The 18331-nt window shown below is 36.9% G+C and carries 17 protein-coding genes; 11 read left to right on the top strand and 6 right to left on the bottom strand.

What is annotated here, in order from left to right:
• The 4 genes from AVJ19_RS01135 to AVJ19_RS01155 all read left to right on the top strand — a co-directional run bounded on the left by AVJ19_RS01135 (position 1) and on the right by AVJ19_RS01155 (position 6602).
• A complete protein-coding gene (locus tag AVJ19_RS01135; RefSeq protein ID WP_111857999.1) occupies positions 1-1266 on the top strand; it encodes an efflux RND transporter periplasmic adaptor subunit in 1266 nt (421 codons plus the stop codon).
• On the top strand, positions 1256-4411 hold the full coding sequence (locus AVJ19_RS01140; protein WP_111858000.1) for an efflux RND transporter permease subunit: 3156 nt from the start codon (positions 1256-1258) through the stop codon (positions 4409-4411). Before AVJ19_RS01135 ends, AVJ19_RS01140 begins: the two co-directional genes overlap by 11 nt.
• Before the next feature lie 205 nt (positions 4412-4616).
• A complete protein-coding gene (locus tag AVJ19_RS01150; protein ID WP_111858002.1) occupies positions 4617-6383 on the top strand; it encodes an amidohydrolase in 1767 nt (588 codons plus the stop codon).
• Positions 6384-6488: 105 nt separating this feature from the next.
• A complete protein-coding gene (locus AVJ19_RS01155; protein ID WP_111858003.1) occupies positions 6489-6602 on the top strand; it encodes a hypothetical protein in 114 nt (37 codons plus the stop codon).
• A 286-nt stretch (positions 6603-6888) separates the two neighbouring features.
• On the opposite strand, the gene AVJ19_RS01160 is transcribed toward AVJ19_RS01155, so the two are convergent.
• Both AVJ19_RS01160 and AVJ19_RS01165 read right to left on the bottom strand, forming a co-directional pair.
• The gene (locus AVJ19_RS01160) at positions 6889-7506 is read right to left on the bottom strand and encodes a riboflavin synthase subunit alpha (RefSeq protein WP_111858004.1); all 618 of its coding nucleotides are present in this window, start codon (positions 7504-7506) and stop codon (positions 6889-6891) included.
• Positions 7507-7676: 170 nt separating this feature from the next.
• Positions 7677-9305 carry a long-chain-fatty-acid--CoA ligase gene (locus AVJ19_RS01165; RefSeq protein WP_111858005.1) on the bottom strand — a complete coding sequence of 543 codons (1629 nt, stop codon included), beginning with the start codon at positions 9303-9305 and terminating at the stop codon, positions 7677-7679.
• Between the two features lie 675 nt (positions 9306-9980).
• On the opposite strand from AVJ19_RS01165, the gene AVJ19_RS01170 reads away from it, so the two are divergent.
• Complete coding sequence (locus AVJ19_RS01170; protein ID WP_111858006.1) at positions 9981-10193, top strand: hypothetical protein; 213 nt, start codon at positions 9981-9983, stop codon at positions 10191-10193.
• A gap of 77 nt (positions 10194-10270) precedes the next feature.
• On the opposite strand, the gene bioB is transcribed toward AVJ19_RS01170, so the two are convergent.
• Positions 10271-11263, bottom strand: a complete 993-nt coding sequence (gene bioB / locus AVJ19_RS01175) for a biotin synthase BioB (protein WP_111858007.1) — start codon at positions 11261-11263, stop codon at positions 10271-10273.
• Positions 11264-11575: 312 nt separating this feature from the next.
• Complete coding sequence (gene queG / locus AVJ19_RS01180; protein WP_111858008.1) at positions 11576-12670, bottom strand: tRNA epoxyqueuosine(34) reductase QueG; 1095 nt, start codon at positions 12668-12670, stop codon at positions 11576-11578.
• Between the two features lie 20 nt (positions 12671-12690).
• On the opposite strand from queG, the gene AVJ19_RS01185 reads away from it, so the two are divergent.
• The 3 genes from AVJ19_RS01185 to AVJ19_RS01195 are packed head-to-tail and all read left to right on the top strand — an operon-like array spanning position 12691 to position 14868.
• Positions 12691-14178 carry an NAD(P)H-hydrate dehydratase gene (locus AVJ19_RS01185; protein WP_111858009.1) on the top strand — a complete coding sequence of 496 codons (1488 nt, stop codon included), beginning with the start codon at positions 12691-12693 and terminating at the stop codon, positions 14176-14178.
• Between the two features lie 39 nt (positions 14179-14217).
• Positions 14218-14490, top strand: a complete 273-nt coding sequence (locus AVJ19_RS01190) for an acylphosphatase (protein WP_111858010.1) — start codon at positions 14218-14220, stop codon at positions 14488-14490.
• A gap of 45 nt (positions 14491-14535) precedes the next feature.
• Entirely contained in the window at positions 14536-14868 is a 333-nt protein-coding gene (locus AVJ19_RS01195) for a hypothetical protein (RefSeq protein ID WP_111858011.1), read from the top strand.
• 37 nt (positions 14869-14905) lie between these two features.
• Here the strand turns inward: AVJ19_RS01195 and ruvC are convergent, their stop codons facing one another.
• On the bottom strand, positions 14906-15451 hold the full coding sequence (gene ruvC, locus AVJ19_RS01200; protein WP_111858012.1) for a crossover junction endodeoxyribonuclease RuvC: 546 nt from the start codon (positions 15449-15451) through the stop codon (positions 14906-14908).
• Positions 15452-16303: 852 nt separating this feature from the next.
• On the opposite strand from ruvC, the gene AVJ19_RS01205 reads away from it, so the two are divergent.
• Both AVJ19_RS01205 and AVJ19_RS01210 read left to right on the top strand, forming a co-directional pair.
• Positions 16304-16864, top strand: coding sequence for an FxsA family protein (locus tag AVJ19_RS01205; protein ID WP_111858013.1), 561 nt, complete (start codon positions 16304-16306; stop codon positions 16862-16864).
• A gap of 130 nt (positions 16865-16994) precedes the next feature.
• A complete protein-coding gene (locus AVJ19_RS01210; RefSeq protein WP_111858014.1) occupies positions 16995-17633 on the top strand; it encodes a LysE family transporter in 639 nt (212 codons plus the stop codon).
• On the opposite strand, the gene AVJ19_RS01215 is transcribed toward AVJ19_RS01210, so the two are convergent.
• The gene (locus tag AVJ19_RS01215) at positions 17578-17790 is read right to left on the bottom strand and encodes a hypothetical protein (protein ID WP_111858015.1); all 213 of its coding nucleotides are present in this window, start codon (positions 17788-17790) and stop codon (positions 17578-17580) included. The genes AVJ19_RS01210 and AVJ19_RS01215 overlap by 56 nt on opposite strands.
• A 268-nt stretch (positions 17791-18058) precedes the next feature.
• On the opposite strand from AVJ19_RS01215, the gene AVJ19_RS01220 reads away from it, so the two are divergent.
• Complete coding sequence (locus AVJ19_RS01220; RefSeq protein ID WP_111858016.1) at positions 18059-18310, top strand: hypothetical protein; 252 nt, start codon at positions 18059-18061, stop codon at positions 18308-18310.
• The last annotated feature ends 21 nt before the right edge of the window (positions 18311-18331 follow it).

Below are 18331 nucleotides of genomic sequence, written 5' to 3' on the forward strand. Positions count from 1 at the left end.
ATGTATCGCCAGAAAAATTTAAACAAGCAATCAGGTAAAGTGTCTCAAGCGATTTTAATTGTCATTGCAATCGTGACCACGGTGGTTTTAGCTATAGCGATCATGTGGTTGAATAAATCTGCTGTAAAAACGGATGAACATGGACATGCTAAAGGGCATTCAGAACAAGAAGAAGGTCATGCGCATACGGAAGGTGAAGAAGACCATGCGCATGCTGAGGATGAACATGCAAAAGCAATGACTTTAACTGCGCAACAATTGGTGGAGCAAGGGGTAAAGCTTGCCAGTGTTGAGCAAGGTGCAGTCATGCAACATGCAAAATATCCTGCCAAATTAGTGGTAAATACTGATCAGCAAGCGCATGTTTCGCCAAGTTTTAATGGGCATGTAGAAGCAGTTTATGTGCAGTTAGGACAAAGCGTGAAAAAGGGACAAGTTTTGGCAACCTTACTTGTACCTGATTTGGTCGATCAACAAGCGAATTTGAAATTGGAACAGTCCAATTTGGCATTGGCAAAACAAGACTATGAGCGTGAACGCCAATTGTGGCAGCAAGGGATCTCCGCAAAGCAAGATTATCAACGTGCTTATAATGCCTATCAACAAGCGCAGATTCAGGTACAAGCAGCCCAATCACGTTTAAATGCCTATGGTGCAGCCAGTTCAAGTCGAGGGCAGTTCCAACTCAAAGCCCCGATTTCAGGCGTGATCAGCAAGAAAGATTTGGTGGTGGGTGAAAATGTGCAATTGGCAGATCAGCTTTTTGTCATTGATCAACTCAATCAGTTATGGCTTGAGTTTATTGTTCCGCATGCAGATATACAACGTTTCACGCCAAATAGCCAAGTTGAATTTGAATCTTTGCAGTCAGGTGCACGTTTTAAAGCCGAAATTCAAAGTTTAAATACCGAAGCGGATGCACAAACAGGACGTTTACAAGTCCGTGCCAAAGTGCTGAGCCAAGCGGCTGAATTAAAACCGAATTTGATGGTGAATGTTCTCTTACAACAAGGTTCAGCGCAAGGTATTCGTATTCAAAAAAGTGCAGTACAGCAAGTTGAAGGTCAAGATGTGGTCTTTGTAGCTGAAACACATGGCAAAAATATCGAATTTACGATGCAAGTTGTGCAACTGAATACTGAAATGAGTGATCCTGAATGGGTCAGTGTGCTTTCGGGTCTAACAGTTGGACAAAAATATGCGGCTCAAGGCAGTTTCTTGCTGAAATCTGAGCTGGAAAAAGGCGAGGCGACCCATGAACACTAAACCGTCTCAAGCTGAACATGATTTGCCGCCACCTGAAGGTTGGTTTGATCGTATTATTCAATTTTCCATTCAAAATGCCATTTGGGTCATGCTATTTGTGGTGGCATGGATTGGTGTAGGAATTTATAGCTATCAAAAATTACCGATTGATGCTGTCCCTGATATTACCAATACGCAAGTGCAAATTAACACTCAAGCGGAGGGTTTTACTGCACTTGAAACTGAACAACGCATTACCTATCCGATTGAAAATGCGATGTCAGGTTTGCCAAAACTGCAACAGACTCGCTCGATTTCACGTTATGGTTTATCGCAAGTCACCATTATTTTTGAAGATGGTACAGATATTTACTGGGCAAGACAGTTAATTAATCAACGCTTACAAGAAGCTGCCAATGATATCCCAACAGGGATTCAACCAACCATGTCACCAATTTCTACAGGTTTAGGGGAAATTTATCAATGGGTGATTAAGGCAGAACCAAATGCCAAAAAGCCTGATGGTTCGCCTTATACCGCAATGGATTTACGTGAAATCCAAGATTGGGTGGTGCGTCCACAGTTACAACGTGTTGCAGGTGTTGCAGAAGTCAACAGCATTGGTGGTTTTGAAAAAACCTATGTAGTTGCCCCTGATCTGACACGTTTGCAACAGTTACAGATTCCGCTCAGTGATTTACAAACCGCATTGACTGAAAATAATGAAAATCGTGGTGCAGGCTTTATTGAGAAAAATGGACAGCAGCTTACGGTGCGTGTACCGGGGACGATTAATAGCCTAAGCGATATTGAAAATATGAGTATTGCCAATAAAAATGGCTATCCCATTCGTGTCGCTGATGTCGCAACCGTGTCGATCGGGCAGGATTTACGTACAGGTGCAGCAACTTATAATGGCGAAGAAGCTGTACTGGGTATTGCGATGATGATGATGGGAGAAAATAGCCGAAAAGTTGCCCAAGCCATTGATGCTAAAGTGAAAACCATTCAGCAAAGTTTGCCTAAAGGCGTAACTGTTGAAACGGTGTATGACCGTACCCATTTGGTCGATCGTGCGATTAAGACTGTACAAAAAAATCTACTTGAAGGTGCGATTTTAGTCATCATTATTTTGTTTTTATTTCTAGGCAATATTCGTGCTGCTTTAATTACCGCCTGTGTGATTCCATTGTCCATGTTGTTTACCTTGTCAGGTATGGCAGAACAAAAAATCAGTGCCAATTTGATGAGTTTAGGTGCATTAGATTTTGGGATTATTGTCGATGGTGCAGTTGTCATCGTTGAAAACTGTATTCGTCGCTTGGCAGAAGCACAAAAACACAAAGGACGTTTACTCACACGCTCTGAACGTTTTACAGAAGTCTTTTTAGCTGCTAAACAAGCCCGTCGCCCTTTGATTTTTGGTCAATTGATCATTCTTGTGGTGTATTTGCCGATCTTTACGTTGACAGGCGTTGAAGCAAAACTCTTTCATCCGATGGCAATGACCGTGGTACTTGCTTTAGTCGGTGCAATGATTTTGTCGATTACTTTTGTACCTGCAGCGGTGGCTTTATGGGTCAATGGTGAAGTTAAAGAAACAGAAAGTCGTTGGATGCATGCACTGAAAACACATTATGAAAAATTGTTAGATTGGGCATACAGTTATCGGGTATTTGTTTTGACCGTGGCACTGTGTATTTTGACTTTAACGGGTATTTTAGCCACTAAAATTGGCAGTGAATTTGCACCACAACTTAGTGAAGGAGACTTTGCAGTACAACAGATGCGTTCGCCAAGTACGGGGCTAGAGCAGTCTTTGCGGATGCAAGAAAATACGGAAAAATTACTGCTGAAAAATTTTCCTGAAATTAAAGCCATTTTTGCACGTACAGGCACTGCGGAAGTGGCAACCGATGTGATGCCACCGAATATTTCCGATGCCGTTTTACTGTTAAAAGCACGTGAAGAATGGACAAATCCGAAAGAAAGTATCGATGACTTACGTCAGCGTATGATTGCATTTTTAGCGACTTTACCGGGAAATAACAGCGAATTTTCACAACCGATTGAACTACGTTTTAATGAGTTAATTTCAGGTGTGCGTAGTGATGTGGGCATTAAAATTTTTGGCGATGATATGGAAGTATTGAACCAAGAAGCCAATCGCATAGCACAAAAAGTCCGTGCGATTTCGGGTGCAACGGCGGTGAATGTTGAACAAACCAGTGGTTTACCTTTGTTAAATGTCGATGTGGATCAAGTTAAAGCAGCGCAATACGGTTTGTCAGTGAAACAAATTCAAGATTTGGTTGCCATGAGTATGGGTGGACAAAGTGTGGGTAGTATTTTAGAGGGTGACAAACGTTTTGACTTTGTAATTCGTTTAGATGAGTCTCAGCGTACACCTGAACAATTGGTGACGTTACCCATTCAACTTGCCAATGGTGGTTTGATTCAACTACAAGATGTTGCCAAAGTTGAGAATATTTTAGGAATCAATCAAGTCAGTCGTGAAAATGCCAAACGCCGTGTGATCGTGACTGCCAATGTGGAAGGACGAGATTTAGGCTCTTTTGTCAACGAACTACAAAGTACTTTAGCCAAAGAGACTTTACCGAGTGGCTATTGGTTGGATTATGGTGGTCAGTTTGAAAATCTGATGTCTGCCAAAGCCCGTATGCAATTGGTGATTCCATTGGCATTGATCACGATTTTTATTTTACTGATGGCAGTATTTCACAACATCAAAGAAAGCTTATTGGTGTTTTCAGGTGTGCCATTTGCGCTGTGTGGTGGACTGATTGCACTTTGGCTGCGTGGTATTCCATTGTCTATGTCAGCAGGTGTTGGTTTTATCGCTTTGTCAGGCGTGGCAGTGTTAAATGGTTTGGTGATGTTGACCTTTATCAAAGAGTTAAGATCACAATTTGACTTGCATCATGCAACTTGGCAAGGTGCTGTGATGCGTTTACGTCCTGTATTGATGACAGCATGTGTGGCTTCTTTAGGTTTTATTCCGATGGCTTTGGCAACAGGGACAGGGGCTGAAGTGCAACGACCTCTAGCGACTGTAGTAATTGGTGGAATTTTATCCTCTACTACACTAACTTTGTTGTTACTGCCCATTATTTATCGTTGGATGAATGAGAAATTGCAGAAATAATCGCTATTTAGCTGCATATTGAAGTTGAGTGCAAAGAGCATGAACAATAGTTTGTGCTCTTCTTATTTTAAAATAGGTGTTTTCGCCCTTAAAATAACTCGTAAAAAATTCCTGTACATAAAACACCTGATTTTCTTCATGAAAAATAAAAAAGCTGTCTATAATGAAACGAAGTAAAATAATCATCACGTGAAGGATAAACTTAATGATCTTATATCCACGTTTACTCAGCTTAAGTCTTTTATTCGGTTCACCACTTGTTTTATTGAGCGCATGTAGCTCAGTACCTAGTCAAAATTCATCAACATCACAAATCAATACAGCATCATCGACACAAAGTTTATTGGTATATGGTGGTTCTATTTTAACCATGCAAGGCGATCAACCACAGTATGTCGAAGCCATGCTGATTCAAGATGGCAAGATTCTATTTACAGGAAAATTAAGCGAAGCAAAGACACTTGCTCCTCAAGCAGCCGCTTTAGATTTGAAAAATAAGGCTGTAATTCCGGGAATTATTGATGCGCATAGTCATTTAAATTCTGTTGGGATGCAGCAAACGGTTGCTAATTTATATGCACCCCCTGATGGTGATGTGGTTAATATTCCATCCTTAATTCAAGCCATGAAAATGTGGGCAGGGCAGAATCCTGAATTTATTCAAGCCAGTTCTGGGTGGATCATAGGGAACGGTTATGATGATGCAACGCTACAAGAAAAGCGTCATCCTACAGCTACAGATTTAGACCAAGTCTCAAAAACACAGCCAGTTTTGATTTTACATCAATCAGGGCATTTGGCATCAGTGAATCACAAAGCCTTAGAAATGTTGAATATTAATGAGAAAACTAAAAATCCAGATGGAGGGGTAATTCGCCGTATTCAAGGAACACAAAAGCCCAATGGTGTGCTAGAAGAAAGTATTGTGATTCAAGCCATGATGCAGGCATTTAAAAATATGCCACCACAAGAAATGGAGAAAATGGCATTAAAAGCAGTTAATACCTATGTGGAAAATGGCTATACTACAGTGCAAGAGGGACGAGCAGATCATGGAACGAGTGAATTATGGCGTAGTTTAGCCAACCGTAAGCAATTACCTATTGATGTGGTGTCATATCCTGATATTAGTTCAGAACAAGCTTATATGTTGCAACACGGCAGCAGTCAAAATTACCAAAATCATTTCCGTATTGGTGGTGTGAAAATCAGCCTAGATGGTTCACCGCAAGGTAAAACGGCTTGGTTGACGCAGCCTTATCTGATTCCACCTGAAGGGCAAGATAAAAACTATCGGGGCTATCCTGCATTTCCTGATCAAACTACAGTGCAAGAGATGATTAATTTAGCATTTCAAAATCATTGGCAAATTTTAGCACATGCCAATGGTGATGCTGCAATTGATCAATATTTAGCTGTGATTGGTAAAGCACAACAACAATTTCCATCTACTCAACGCCGTGATGTGATTATTCATGCACAAACCATGCGTGAGGATCAATTAGACCAAGCCAAAAAATTTGGTCTTATCCCATCTTTCTTTTCATTACATACCTATTATTGGGGTGATTGGCATGTAGCACAAACCTTGGGTGAGCAACGTGCAACACGTATTTCACCTACAGATTCAGCGCTTAAACGAGGTATGATCTTTACGGAACATCATGATGCACCTGTGATTCCACCGAAAAGTATGATGGTACTCGATGCAACGGTAAATAGAACCACTCGCAGTGGAAAGTTACTGGGTGCAGATCAGAAAGTAAGTCCATATATTGCCTTAAAAAGTATGACAGATTGGGCTGCATATCAATATTTTGAGGAACAGCAAAAAGGGACTTTGGAAAAAGGGAAATATGGTGATTTTGTGATATTAAGTGATGATCCACTGCAAATAGACAGTCAAAAAATTAAAGATATTCAAATTTTAGCAACTTATAAGGAAGGTCAATTGATTTATCAACGCAAATAGAATTGATTGGAATTTTGAATATCAATAGGCAATGAAATTAGGCTTTATTTTAAAAAGGCGCTATGATGGTGCGATTGAAATTAAGCCTAGTTTTAGAGGAATATGATGAATTTTTTTAAAAAGAAAAATAAAGCCAGTTTTGTCTTTTTTATCATCACATTGTATTCATTTTTAGGTTTTGGCTTGGGTTATGTGATTTGGGAGTTTTTGCTGAATTAATCAAATCTTAAACATTTAAAAAATATTTTATGCTTTAGATTGAAAATATGAATTGATTATTTAAACATATCTATAATTAAATCATTATAAAGTAGCGTAGGAAATACACGCATTTTAAAATAGGCGTTGTATAAAATGATGATAAAGTTGCTATTTTATTTCCATTTGGAATTTTTCCTATATTTATATTTTTTGTCATTGAAATATTTTGATGGTTTAAAATATTTTGAATTACATATATTTGTGAAGAATAATATGTAATTCAATCACGAAATTTATCTCACCTTTAGTATTTTGCATGAATACTTTCTAAAGTATCGACCAAGGTGCGTGTTGTTTGGTCAATTTCAAAATTCAGGAAATCACCAACACTTAAATTTGAAAAATTGGTTAAGCGAATCGTTTCAGGAATGAGATCAACTGATATTTGATTGTGTACTTTGTCGACATTATTCACAGTTAGACTACAACCATGTAAACCAATAAAACCTTTTAAAAAGAAATATTTGATTTTTTCATTTGGAATTTCAATATCTAAGTGTAGTGTTTTACCATTTTCAACGATATTTTTAATCTGTGCCATTCCCTCGATATGACCATAAATATTATGCCCGCCATTTTCCATTCCCACTTTAAAAGAACGTTCGATATTCACCAAGCTATTTTCTTTTAAATGTCCTAGTGTTGTGAGGGATAGTGTGAGATCAGAAATATCAAAACTGATCAAAGTTTTTTCGACATTTATGCTTGTGACTGTCAAACAGGTTCCATCAATGGCAACACTTGCACCGATAAATACATCATCTAAAAAGTTTTGGTTATTTTCTACAAAAATTGTGGCATAACCTTGATGTTTTTCAATGCGATGAATTTTTTCAGTGCCAAGCACGATACCCGTATACATGTCCAATCTCGTCATTATGTTAAAAGCGCTACTATTAATAACACAAATTTGAAATGTTGCACGGTCATTTGAATGTAAAATAATTTGAAAAATCCCTCCTTATGGTAAAAGAGGGATGTAGAGACTTGATGAATTTTATGCTTATGTTGCAAAGAACATTTAAAAATGTCTTAACTTTCTAGTAACACTGAACCATATTTTTCACGTAAATCTTTCTTCAGCATTTTTCCTGTGCCTGTTAATGGAATTGCATCAACAAAGACCACTTTGTCAGGAATCTGCCATTTGGCAATTTTATCTGCATAATAATGCAAGAGGTCTTGTTCAGTGACTTCACTACCTTGCTGTTTAATGGCAATGACTACGGGACGTTCATCCCATTTTGGATGTGTTGCTGCAATGACAGCAGCCATCGCAATCTCAGGGTGGCTCATGGCAATATTTTCCAATTCAACAGAAGAAATCCATTCACCACCAGACTTGATTAAATCTTTGGCACGGTCACTCAGCAGTAGATAACCATCTTCATTGATCGAGGCAATATCACCTGTATCAAACCAACCATCCGTAGTTAATGCATTTTGTGGTTTGCCATAATAGGAGTCGATGATCCAATGACCTTTAACTTGTAAATTCCCCGTAGTATGACCATCACGTGCGACTTCATGCGTACCATTTTCTTCATCAGTAATTCGTAAGTCGACACCAAAGGGCGGGCGACCCTGAGAAAGACGAATATTGAGTTGCTCATCTGTAGGTAAGTTGTTGTGCTTTGCTTTGAGTTGGTTACTAGTACCCAGTGGACTCATTTCAGTCATCCCCCAAGCATGAATGGTTTCACAGTCATATATGTCACGGAAAGCTTTCATCATGGCAGGTGGGCAAGCTGAACCACCTACAACATTTTGTTTTAAACTTGCTAATTTACTACCACTTTGTTTGGCTGCTGCTAATAAGCCTTGCCAAATAGTTGGAACACCAAGTGCAACAGTGACATGGTAGTCATCGATCATCTGTACCAAACTCGCACCATCTAAACCTGGACCAGGCAGGACTAAAGTACAGCCAACCATTGCAGCTGCATAAGGCGTCCCCCAAGCATTGACATGGAACATTGGGACTACAGGTAACATGACATTTTTAGCAGAAAGGTTTAATGAGTCAGGTAAACAAATGGCATAGGTATGTAAAATAGTCGAACGATGACTATATAAAGCACCTTTTGGATTACCTGTTGTACCAGAGGTATAGCATAGAGAGCTTGCGGTATTTTCATCAAAACTTGGCCATTCAAATTGTGCTGAATGTTCGGCAATTAAAGCATCATAAAATTTTACATCAGGCAGGGCTGTAGCAACATCTTGGTCAAAAGCACCTAAATAAATAAAATGTTCAACACTCGGTGTATGTGCTTTTACTGCGCTGATTAAAGGTAGAAAGGTTTTATCAAATAGCACAACTTTGTCCTGTGCATCATTAATGATAAAAACCAATTGTTCTGGAAATAAACGTGGGTTGATGGTGTGGCAAACCATACCACTACCTGAAATAGCATACCAAGACTCTAAATGACGATGATTATTCCATGCAATGGTTGCAATACGGTCCGTTGTTTTTGCACCTAAACTAAGCAAAGCATTGGCAAAACGTTTAGAATTCTCAGCGACATGTGTCCAATCCGTTGTCGTAATTGTACCATCAGTATTTTTAGAAATAATTGCGGTATCGCCATGATAACGAGCAGCATGTTCGATTAAATTACTAATCAAAAGCGGCTGAAACATCATATTTCCTTGCATACAATCATCCTTTTAATTTTGTTGTGATTGATTTCTTTCATTTGTGTTTATTTAATCTGTTCTATTTAAAAAAATGATCAAATAGAAAAAATATAATTTTATCCTAACTAAAAAAAAGCTGAATGCAATGAAAATATTCACAAATTTTTGTAACGAAAGAAAAGGGAATTGATGAAGAAAAACAAATATTTATTAAATTATCACGATTTGAAAATGCACTATAAAATATAGACTAAAGTCTTAGTTTAATATTTGCTAAATAACTTGAGTTAGCGCACAAATATGTTACAACTATGAGACACCTTTATTAAAAAACAAATGTTTTAGGATAAAACATGAATAAGGTGAATCAAAATAGGAGATGATGAATGCTACAAACCTTAAAGAAAATCTTGTGTTTACACAAATTTGAATATGAAATTGATGCTAATGCCGTAGTGACAAAAGAATGTCGTAAATGCGGAGTGAGTCACTGATTTTGTATGCAAATTTACTTGGGATATCATCATATTATTGCTTTAAATCCAATATTTTGAACATCATGTTTTAAATAAAATATCTTAAACACATAGTATGATGATATTGAAAAATTAGAAAAATAAATCAAGCATGTATCTATTTCAAATTTTATTTCAGTTAAAATAAATCATTCTCATCCTTTGAATTTTTATTTCAATGTCTAAAGATTTTACTGCCGAAACTTATGTGATTGATCAACACCTTGTCGATACTTTAGCGTGGCTTTGTCATCATCAAGATTGTTTTGATTCATTTGAATATGATGCATTTAGCAAAGTGTTAAGTGTACATCATGCCAATGGCACAGATATTTTACGTGAAGGCATGTTTTTAAATGCAAAATATGGGCTTTTGATTACTTCTTTATAAGATTTTGAAATAAATTTAAATAAATGACTTTAAAAGAAAAAAAGCGATAGTGAATATCGCTTTTTAACAGGTTGGATTTAAGCGCTCATCGCATCAACAGAAAGTTCAGCTACAGTCGGTTTGGCTTTTTCTGCAATTAAACCTAATTTATTAAATAATTGCTTGTCTTTACCTTCACCTGCATTTGGTGTGGTCAGTAGCTTCTCACCACTGAACAATGAATTTGCACCTGCCATAAATGCCAATGCTTGATCCGAATCGCTCAATGCCTCACGTCCTGCCGACAGGCGAATATAGCTTTGTGGCATGATGATGCGTGCAACTGCAATGGTACGAATCCATTCTGTGACATCAAGTTTTTCAACCTCTGCCAAAGGTGTACCATCAATTGGTACGAGCATGTTGATCGGGACAGACTCAGGATGAGTTGGCAAAGTTGCGAGTTCTTGCAATAACCCAATACGGTCATTGCGATTTTCACCTAAGCCCACAATTCCGCCACTACAGACTTTCATACCCGCATTGCGGACATGGTCTAAGGTATTGAGGCGATCATCAAAAGTGCGGGTGGTGATGATATGAGAATAATATTCACGTGATGTATCAAGGTTGTGATTGTAATAATCTAATCCTGCTTCATGTAAACGTTCTGCTTGTGACTGATTTAACATGCCTAAAGTCATACACGTTTCTAGTCCAAGCGCTTTAACTTCTTTCACCATTTCAAGAACATAAGGCATATCACGTTCATGTGGATTACGCCATGCAGCACCCATACAAAAACGAGATGAACCAGAAGCCAATGCTTCTTTGGCTTCACTAATCACTTTATCTACTGCAATGCGTTTTTCAGCTTCTAATTTTGAATCATAATGTGCTGATTGTGAACAATATTTACAATCTTCAGGACATTTCCCTGTTTTGATTGAAAGCAGGGTGCTGACTTGGATGGTATTCGCTTCAAAATGATTGCGATGGACTTGTTGTGCTTTAAACACCAAATCTAAAAAAGGTTGTTCATATAAGGTTTGGATTTCTTCACGTGTCCAATCATTTCGTACTAAAGGCATAGGTCAAATCCCTGATAATATTGCTATCTCTGTGTATCATACACAAATCATGCCAAAGCCAATGGGCAAAAACGTCCAAATGGTTATTGGTAACTTAACTTAAGATTAGCATATAAATTAAAAATAAAAATAGTGATTTACTGACAAAGTTTAGCGCTTTTCTTGTTAGATCGTCACATAAATACTTTTATGGAATTTACTAATTTCGAGGTATTGGTATTTAAAAAAGGAAAATAACCCTGATTTTGCAGAGAACGTGTTTTCATATTTTAGTTGCAAAAAATGAAGTGCATTGTCCAAAAAATTAAAAAATTATTTTGATTTGTTATATTGTTCTGCGATTGCCCAGTCGATATGGACTTGCACAATCTCATCATGCTGTGCCCGATTTTGTTGCAATGCCCGTACAATTTCTATTGAAAATGGTGCATTTCCCAAACCAATGGCAATATTTCGCATAAAGCTTTGATAGCCTGTACGGCGAATCGGACTGCCTTCTGTACAGCTTAAAAATGTTGCTTCATCCCAGTGCCACAGATCCAAAAGTGAGGCATTGTCTAAACCATGACGAGGATAAAAATCTTCAATAGGCGTCTTTTTGGCAAAACTATTCCAAGGACAAATGAGCTGACAATCATCACAACCAAAGACCCGATTGCCGATTCCTCGTCTTAACTCTTCAGGGATAATACCTTTATACTCAATGGTGAGATAGGCGATGCATTTTCGTGCATCTAACATATAAGGCTCAACGATGGCTTTGGTTGGGCAGATATCAATGCATGCCGTACATGAGCCACAATGCTTTGTTGTTGGCTGATCAAAAGGCAGCTCTAAAGAGCTAAATAATTCACCTAAAACAAAAAATGAACCTGATTTTTTATGAATAAGTAAGGTATGTTTGCCTGTCCATCCCATGCCAGCACTTTCTGCCAAAGATTTTTCAAAAACAGGCGCAGAGTCCGCAAAAGGACGAGATTCAAAATCACCCACTTTTTCTTTAATTTTACTGGCTAAGGTTTTTAGTCGTCCACGCATGACTTTATGGTAATCGCGACCACGTGCATAACGGGCGATAATGGCAGAGTTGGGCTCATCAGGTACATAACGAGGCTTGGGTGTTTCCACCAAATAATTCATTCGTACACAAATGATGCTTTTGGTATTGGGTACTAATAAAGTCGGATCAGCGCGTTTTTCTAAATTTTCCTCTAAAAACTTCATATCGCCGTGATAACCACGTTTTAAATATTCCTTAAAACGTGCTAATTCTGCTTGAGCATCTGGTTTGGCAATGACACAATCAGCAAAACCCAGTTGCAAAGCTTGCTCTTTGATCCAACTTTTGAGTTGTTCAGGATCAATCTGTTGTAGCGAAATATGTGTTGAAGATGAAGAAGCCGACATAGAAAAACATAGGGAAGAAAATGCATTCACAAGTTTATCATAGCCATGAGATTCAAGCATGGGAAGCACGTTGGTTTCAGCAACAAAACAGTTCTTTTGGTTTGATGCAGCAAGTTGCATGGTCAATTGCACAGCGTTTAGATGCTATTTTTTCTTCTCAAGATAAGATTCAACAAGTTGCGATTTGGTGCGGTTCTGGCAATAACGCAGGGGATGGTTATTGCTTGGCAAAATATTTACAAGATTTGGGTTATAAAATCACGATTTTTGCAGCAGAACGGGGGCAATCAGCAGATTTAGCAAAAGCATTTCAACTCGCACATACACATCAGGTCGAGATTCAGCATCATTTTAAAACAGAAAATCACTTTGATTGTCATATAGATGCACTTTTTGGCATCGGTTTAAATCGAGATTTGGACATGATTTGGCAGGAAATTATTGAGAATTTTAATGCACAATCAGGTTTGAAAATTGCGATTGATGTACCCAGTGGTTTAAATGCCAATACAGGGCAGCCTTTGCCAACGGCGGTCAAAGCTGATCTGACTTATAGTGTATTGGGCTTAAAAGCGGGACTATTTACAGGTCAAGGCAAAGAATTTTCTGGAAAAGTAGAATTAATTTCTGCAATACCTACAGATGATGAATTACAAAAAATCGCTGAACTTTCACCAAATTTTATAACATTGCCGCAACGTCAAGCTTTTGGACATAAAGGCAGTTATGGACATGTCTTGGTCGTGGGTGGGCATGCAGAAATGGGCGGGGCAGTGATGATGGCGGCTGAGTCGGCATTTAGTGCGGGTGCGGGTAAAGTGACGATTGTCTGTGATGCAAAACATCATACTGCGATTTTGGCACGTTCACCAAATATTATGCTACGTGATATCAATGCTTTATCTGATAGTGAAATAGATGATCTTATTCAACTTGTTGATGCTGTAAGCTTAGGCATGGGCTTAGGTCGGGATACTTGGGCAGAGCAACAGTTTTTAAAATGGTTTCCAAAAATTAATCAGACTACACATTTACAGATCGTTTTAGATGCAGATGCTTTATGGTTTTTAGCGGAGCATCCTGTAAAAGTAAATGAGAATACCTATTTAACACCACATCCTGGTGAAGCCGCAAAATTGTTGAATTGTTGTGTAAAACAGATAGAGACAGATCGAATTGCAGCGATTAAAAAATTACAAGAAAAATATGCAGGACAATGGGTGCTCAAGGGTGCAGGAAGTTTGATTTTAGACGATCAGCTTTGGATTTGTACTGCGGGTAATGCGGGTATGGGTACAGGTGGTATGGGTGATGTGCTTGCAGGAATGATTGCCAGCTTAAAAGCACAATTTTATGAAAATATTCAGCTACATCAGATTGTTACTTTACATGCACTTGCGGGTGATTATTTGGCTGAAAAAGGGCAACGGGGCTTGCAAGCCCATCACATGAATGATGCTGTGTATTATGTGGTTAATCATTGTGGTGAATCATCTGATAAAACATGAGATAAGTTATAACGATGAGAAATAATAGGTAAAATTTAAATGAAAGCGGTTAAATTACTGATTCATGGGAAGGTGCAAGGCGTAGGTTATCGCCGTTGGTTTGAAAAAGAAGCGATTGCTTTGGATTTAAAAGGTTATGTGATGAATTTGCCAACAGGTGAGGTTGAAGCTGTTATTCTAGGCGCTGAAGCGGATATTTTAAAAATCATTCGGCATAGTTATGTTGGGTCTTTACGTGCACAAGTTAGTCGTATTGAGCAAATTCAGTTGCAGGACTTTCCGAACTATCATGAGTTTACAATGATTCGATGAGTTTGTTTTTTTAAGTATTATGGCAATAAATAGGTTTAAAAATAAATGGAAAAATATTTAATTGTTGCGATTGTTTTTGCAGCATGTGTTTTATTGGTGATTTACACGCAAATGGATCATTCTAAATCTACAAAAAAACTCAGTTTAAAAGAGAAAGTTCAACAAGAATTTCCACAATATAAAGTTATTGAGCGCAATGAAAATATCGTCATTTGTCGAGAAATAGTAGGTTCTCGTATTGATGAAGAATTAGTCTTAATTCGTGTTGATGAACATCAAAATAAAAACTTAAGAACAGTTGGAAAAATGCTCATAGCAACATATAAAAAACCACCATCTATACGAGAAATTCGTAAAGACACAATAGGATATGTTTAACCTGTATTGGAAATAAAAAATTGTGAGACGCTAAAGTTTAACGTCTTCTACCACTATAACGACTACGACCTCGTGCCATACCCCCTAAAGCATTGAGTACAGCAAGTTTACTCATACTTCCTGATGCATGGGCATGGCAGATTGCAGCAGCAAGAGCATCAGCAGCATCCGCTTGTGGATGGATAGATAAATTTAACAGTTTCATTACCATCATTTGTACTTGTTCTTTGTCTGCTGCACCATAACCAACTACAGACTGTTTAATTTGGCGAGCGGTATATTCTGCAACTTGTAGATCTAAATTGACTAAAGCTGCAATAGCAGCACCACGTGCTTGACCAAGTTTCAAAGCAGAGTCAGGATTTTGTGCCATGAAGACTTGTTCTACCGCAGCTTCAGTTGGACCATGAAATTTAACAATACGATCAATCCCTGCAAAAATTCGTTTTAAACGTTCAGGCATTTCTGTTGTTTCAGTGCGGATCGTACCTGCATCAATAAATTTTAATTTTTGACCATCTTTTTCAATAATGCCATAACCTGTCAATCGTGAGCCAGGATCAATTCCAATAATCAGAGACATATGCCTACTTAGAAACATTTAATTCACACTAATTATATGATTTTTTATAAATAATTTCTGTATAATTTTGATATTTGAATTATTTTTTATACCTCTAAAAATATATTATTGATAAACAATAAATAGCCCTTTAAATGGATTTAATAAGTTTAATGATAAATAGTTTTCAACTTAATGATCCTTAAATATGACTAAAATACTCGAGAATATATAAGCTAAATAAGAAAAATTTATAAGTGTAATGAAATGTAATAAAAGAGAATGAGAATATATGCTATTTATGTGGTGATTTGGATTGTTACAGCATATTTTAAATTTTATCTCATTGATTTTTATTTAAATTAATAATATTTTTCATGTGATTGTGTTGAGAAAGTATTCTATAAAAATTTAAGGATAGTTTAAGATTGAGCTGTAAAATTTAAACTTATATTGTATAATTTGTGTGATTTTATTTTTTATTTATTGTTGTTTTATGAACATCGTTAAATTTTTAGCAAGCTTTAATACGGTCAATACATATTTATTTCTCGCAGTCTGTGCATTAAGTGCAATTGTTGGATATTTTTATTTAATCCCCTAATTATATGCTCGCTGTTACTTAAAAGACCCGCATTTAAATGCGGGTCTTTTATTTCATGAGATGATTAAGAATGCGCAATAATGAAGAAATGCACGTAATGAAAGGTTGAATATTATTTAAAGCTAATTTTGAAAAAATTTTGCAGCTGCGATTTTTTTGTCAATTTTTAGCCTCCAACACTTTAAAAAATTGAAAAGTGCCCATATACACTTTAAAGTGTAATAAAATTTATGCACTTTTTTCATTTTGTCGAGAATAGATTAATTTTCATGAAATTAGCTCTGGTTGTATTGGTTGGTTTAGTCTTAGAAGTTTTTGTCTGGATTGAGGTGGGTGACCTCGTTGGGAGTATGTGGTACGTATTCTTCTGGTTTGTTGCAGCTTTCTTTATTGGTTTAAATCTTGTACGTGCAAATGCAACAGGACTTATGCCACAGATGCAGCAAATGCAAATGGGACAAATGAGCGGAGATCCGCAGTTGACTAATAATTTACCGAAAATTTTAGCAGGTATTTTATTGATCATTCCAGGCTTAATCACAGATGTTTTAGCAGTCTTGATCTTAATTCCACCAGTGCAGCAAGCATTTAAGAATATGATGATGAAAACCATGATGAAGCGTCAACAAGCGATGATGGAAAAAATGATGGGTGGTATGATGGGGAATATGGGTGGTGATGCTGCACAAAACCCATTTGCAGATTTGATGCGCCAGATGCAAAATCAACAAGGTAGTCCATTTCAGGATTCATCCGTAATTGATGGTGAAGCACGTGAAGTAGAACCAGAGCGTAAGCAACTTGAATTAAAAGATGTGAATAAGAAATAAAGTATAAATGTGTTAAGTGGGCTAGGTATTGACCTAGCTTTTTTTATGGTTGTATTTTAAGAAATCACCTACATTTGAGTTATACAGCATATAATACAAGATCTTTCACGTATTTTAATATTTGTATCACATGTCTTTACTATTGACGATTTGTTCACTACATTTTTTGGCACAATTGAGTCCTGGGCCTGATGTTTTACTGGTTGCAAAAAGTTCAGCTTCAACAACCCGTCAAAATACACTGAAAATTGTTTTGGGGATTTCTGTTGGAATTATTATTTGGGTTATTTTGACCTTACTGGGTTTTACTGTCTTAATCGAACAGTGGCCTTGGGTTCAGCAAGTTTTAATGATCATTGGTGGTTTTTTCTTGGCGAAAATGGGCTACGCTATGTTGCGAGGAGGTATTTTAACTTTAAAACAAGAAACATCGTTACATGGCGTTATTGAGCAGCAACCTAAAAATTATTTTATGATGGGTTTATTGACCAACTTATCAAATCCCAAGACTTTAATTTATTTTAGCAGTGTATTTTCTTTAGCATTAAGTTCTTCTGCAAATAGTCATTTGAAAACACAATTGGCGATTATTATTCCAATTCAAACATTTTTAGTGTTCACGCTTTTTATGTTGATTATGTCGATGCCAAAAGTCAAAAGCTTGTATCAAAAATCAGGTAGTTATATTGATATTGCCTCAGGTGCATTATTTCTTATTTTTGCGGTGTGGTTGTGGCTGGATGCGTTGCATTTGTTGTCAGTTGTGTAGATGATAAATTTTTTTCACATACATTCTGTAGTTGGTTTTTTTGAGTGAGCTGATATTTATTTGCCAGCAGAGTGGTTTCGGTGTTCTCTGAACCTTGGTATTTACGACTACGATTTGCACGTTCACGTAAACCACCTTTTTTAATCAGTCCAATCACTTCTAAGCACCTGTAAATATTTACCTTAGTTTAATGAATATTTTGTATAGAGTGCAAGAAAAGTTATGTGAAAATAGATTTATATCATTTGGGCAAGTTATGAATATTTAAAAGAATAATAAAAAAATTGACTTGTAATAGAAAAAGTATACAAAAAATCATTTGAAAATTCATTGTAAATCTGTTTATTTAATATAAGTGACATCTTCAAATACTAATATGGTCACGCTTAGAAAAACAATAAATGTTTTAATAGCAGGAGGAATATATGCTATATCAATACCAATGCGCTTGTTGTAATAAGGTGGTTACTGCAAACGACAAAGAATGCCAACATTGTGGTTCACATCATATTCGGAGTCCATATGGGTTTTGGATCTTCTGTGTATTTGCATGTTTAATGGTTGCGATTACATTTAAAGTTGGGCAGATTTATTTAAATAATCATCAAACAGATACACCTGAACAAATCACTTTGTTAAATGTGTTAAACCAAGATTCAAATAAAACAGATCATTGATTAATTTATAATTTTATATGC

Source organism: Acinetobacter sp. CFCC 10889, from assembly GCF_003268395.1.
Classification (GTDB): domain Bacteria; phylum Pseudomonadota; class Gammaproteobacteria; order Pseudomonadales; family Moraxellaceae; genus Acinetobacter.

What these genes read in the sequence shown, in the direction of transcription:
- AVJ19_RS01220 (WP_111858016.1), top strand. Translation starts at nt 18,059, where the DNA reads ATGCTATATCAATACCAATGCGCTTGTTGTAATAAGGTGGTTACTGCA.
- AVJ19_RS01165 (WP_111858005.1), bottom strand. Translation starts at nt 9,305, where the DNA reads ATGCAAGGAAATATGATGTTTCAGCCGCTTTTGATTAGTAATTTAATC.
- AVJ19_RS01195 (WP_111858011.1), top strand. Translation starts at nt 14,536, where the DNA reads ATGGAAAAATATTTAATTGTTGCGATTGTTTTTGCAGCATGTGTTTTA.
- AVJ19_RS01150 (WP_111858002.1), top strand. Translation starts at nt 4,617, where the DNA reads ATGATCTTATATCCACGTTTACTCAGCTTAAGTCTTTTATTCGGTTCA.
- AVJ19_RS01170 (WP_111858006.1), top strand. Translation starts at nt 9,981, where the DNA reads ATGTCTAAAGATTTTACTGCCGAAACTTATGTGATTGATCAACACCTT.
- AVJ19_RS01135 (WP_111857999.1), top strand. Translation starts at nt 1, where the DNA reads ATGTATCGCCAGAAAAATTTAAACAAGCAATCAGGTAAAGTGTCTCAA.
- AVJ19_RS01185 (WP_111858009.1), top strand. Translation starts at nt 12,691, where the DNA reads ATGCATTCACAAGTTTATCATAGCCATGAGATTCAAGCATGGGAAGCA.
- AVJ19_RS01155 (WP_111858003.1), top strand. Translation starts at nt 6,489, where the DNA reads ATGAATTTTTTTAAAAAGAAAAATAAAGCCAGTTTTGTCTTTTTTATC.
- bioB (WP_111858007.1), bottom strand. Translation starts at nt 11,263, where the DNA reads ATGCCTTTAGTACGAAATGATTGGACACGTGAAGAAATCCAAACCTTA.
- AVJ19_RS01205 (WP_111858013.1), top strand. Translation starts at nt 16,304, where the DNA reads ATGAAATTAGCTCTGGTTGTATTGGTTGGTTTAGTCTTAGAAGTTTTT.
- AVJ19_RS01160 (WP_111858004.1), bottom strand. Translation starts at nt 7,506, where the DNA reads ATGTATACGGGTATCGTGCTTGGCACTGAAAAAATTCATCGCATTGAA.
- AVJ19_RS01210 (WP_111858014.1), top strand. Translation starts at nt 16,995, where the DNA reads ATGTCTTTACTATTGACGATTTGTTCACTACATTTTTTGGCACAATTG.
- queG (WP_111858008.1), bottom strand. Translation starts at nt 12,670, where the DNA reads ATGTCGGCTTCTTCATCTTCAACACATATTTCGCTACAACAGATTGAT.
- ruvC (WP_111858012.1), bottom strand. Translation starts at nt 15,451, where the DNA reads ATGTCTCTGATTATTGGAATTGATCCTGGCTCACGATTGACAGGTTAT.
- AVJ19_RS01190 (WP_111858010.1), top strand. Translation starts at nt 14,218, where the DNA reads ATGAAAGCGGTTAAATTACTGATTCATGGGAAGGTGCAAGGCGTAGGT.
- AVJ19_RS01140 (WP_111858000.1), top strand. Translation starts at nt 1,256, where the DNA reads ATGAACACTAAACCGTCTCAAGCTGAACATGATTTGCCGCCACCTGAA.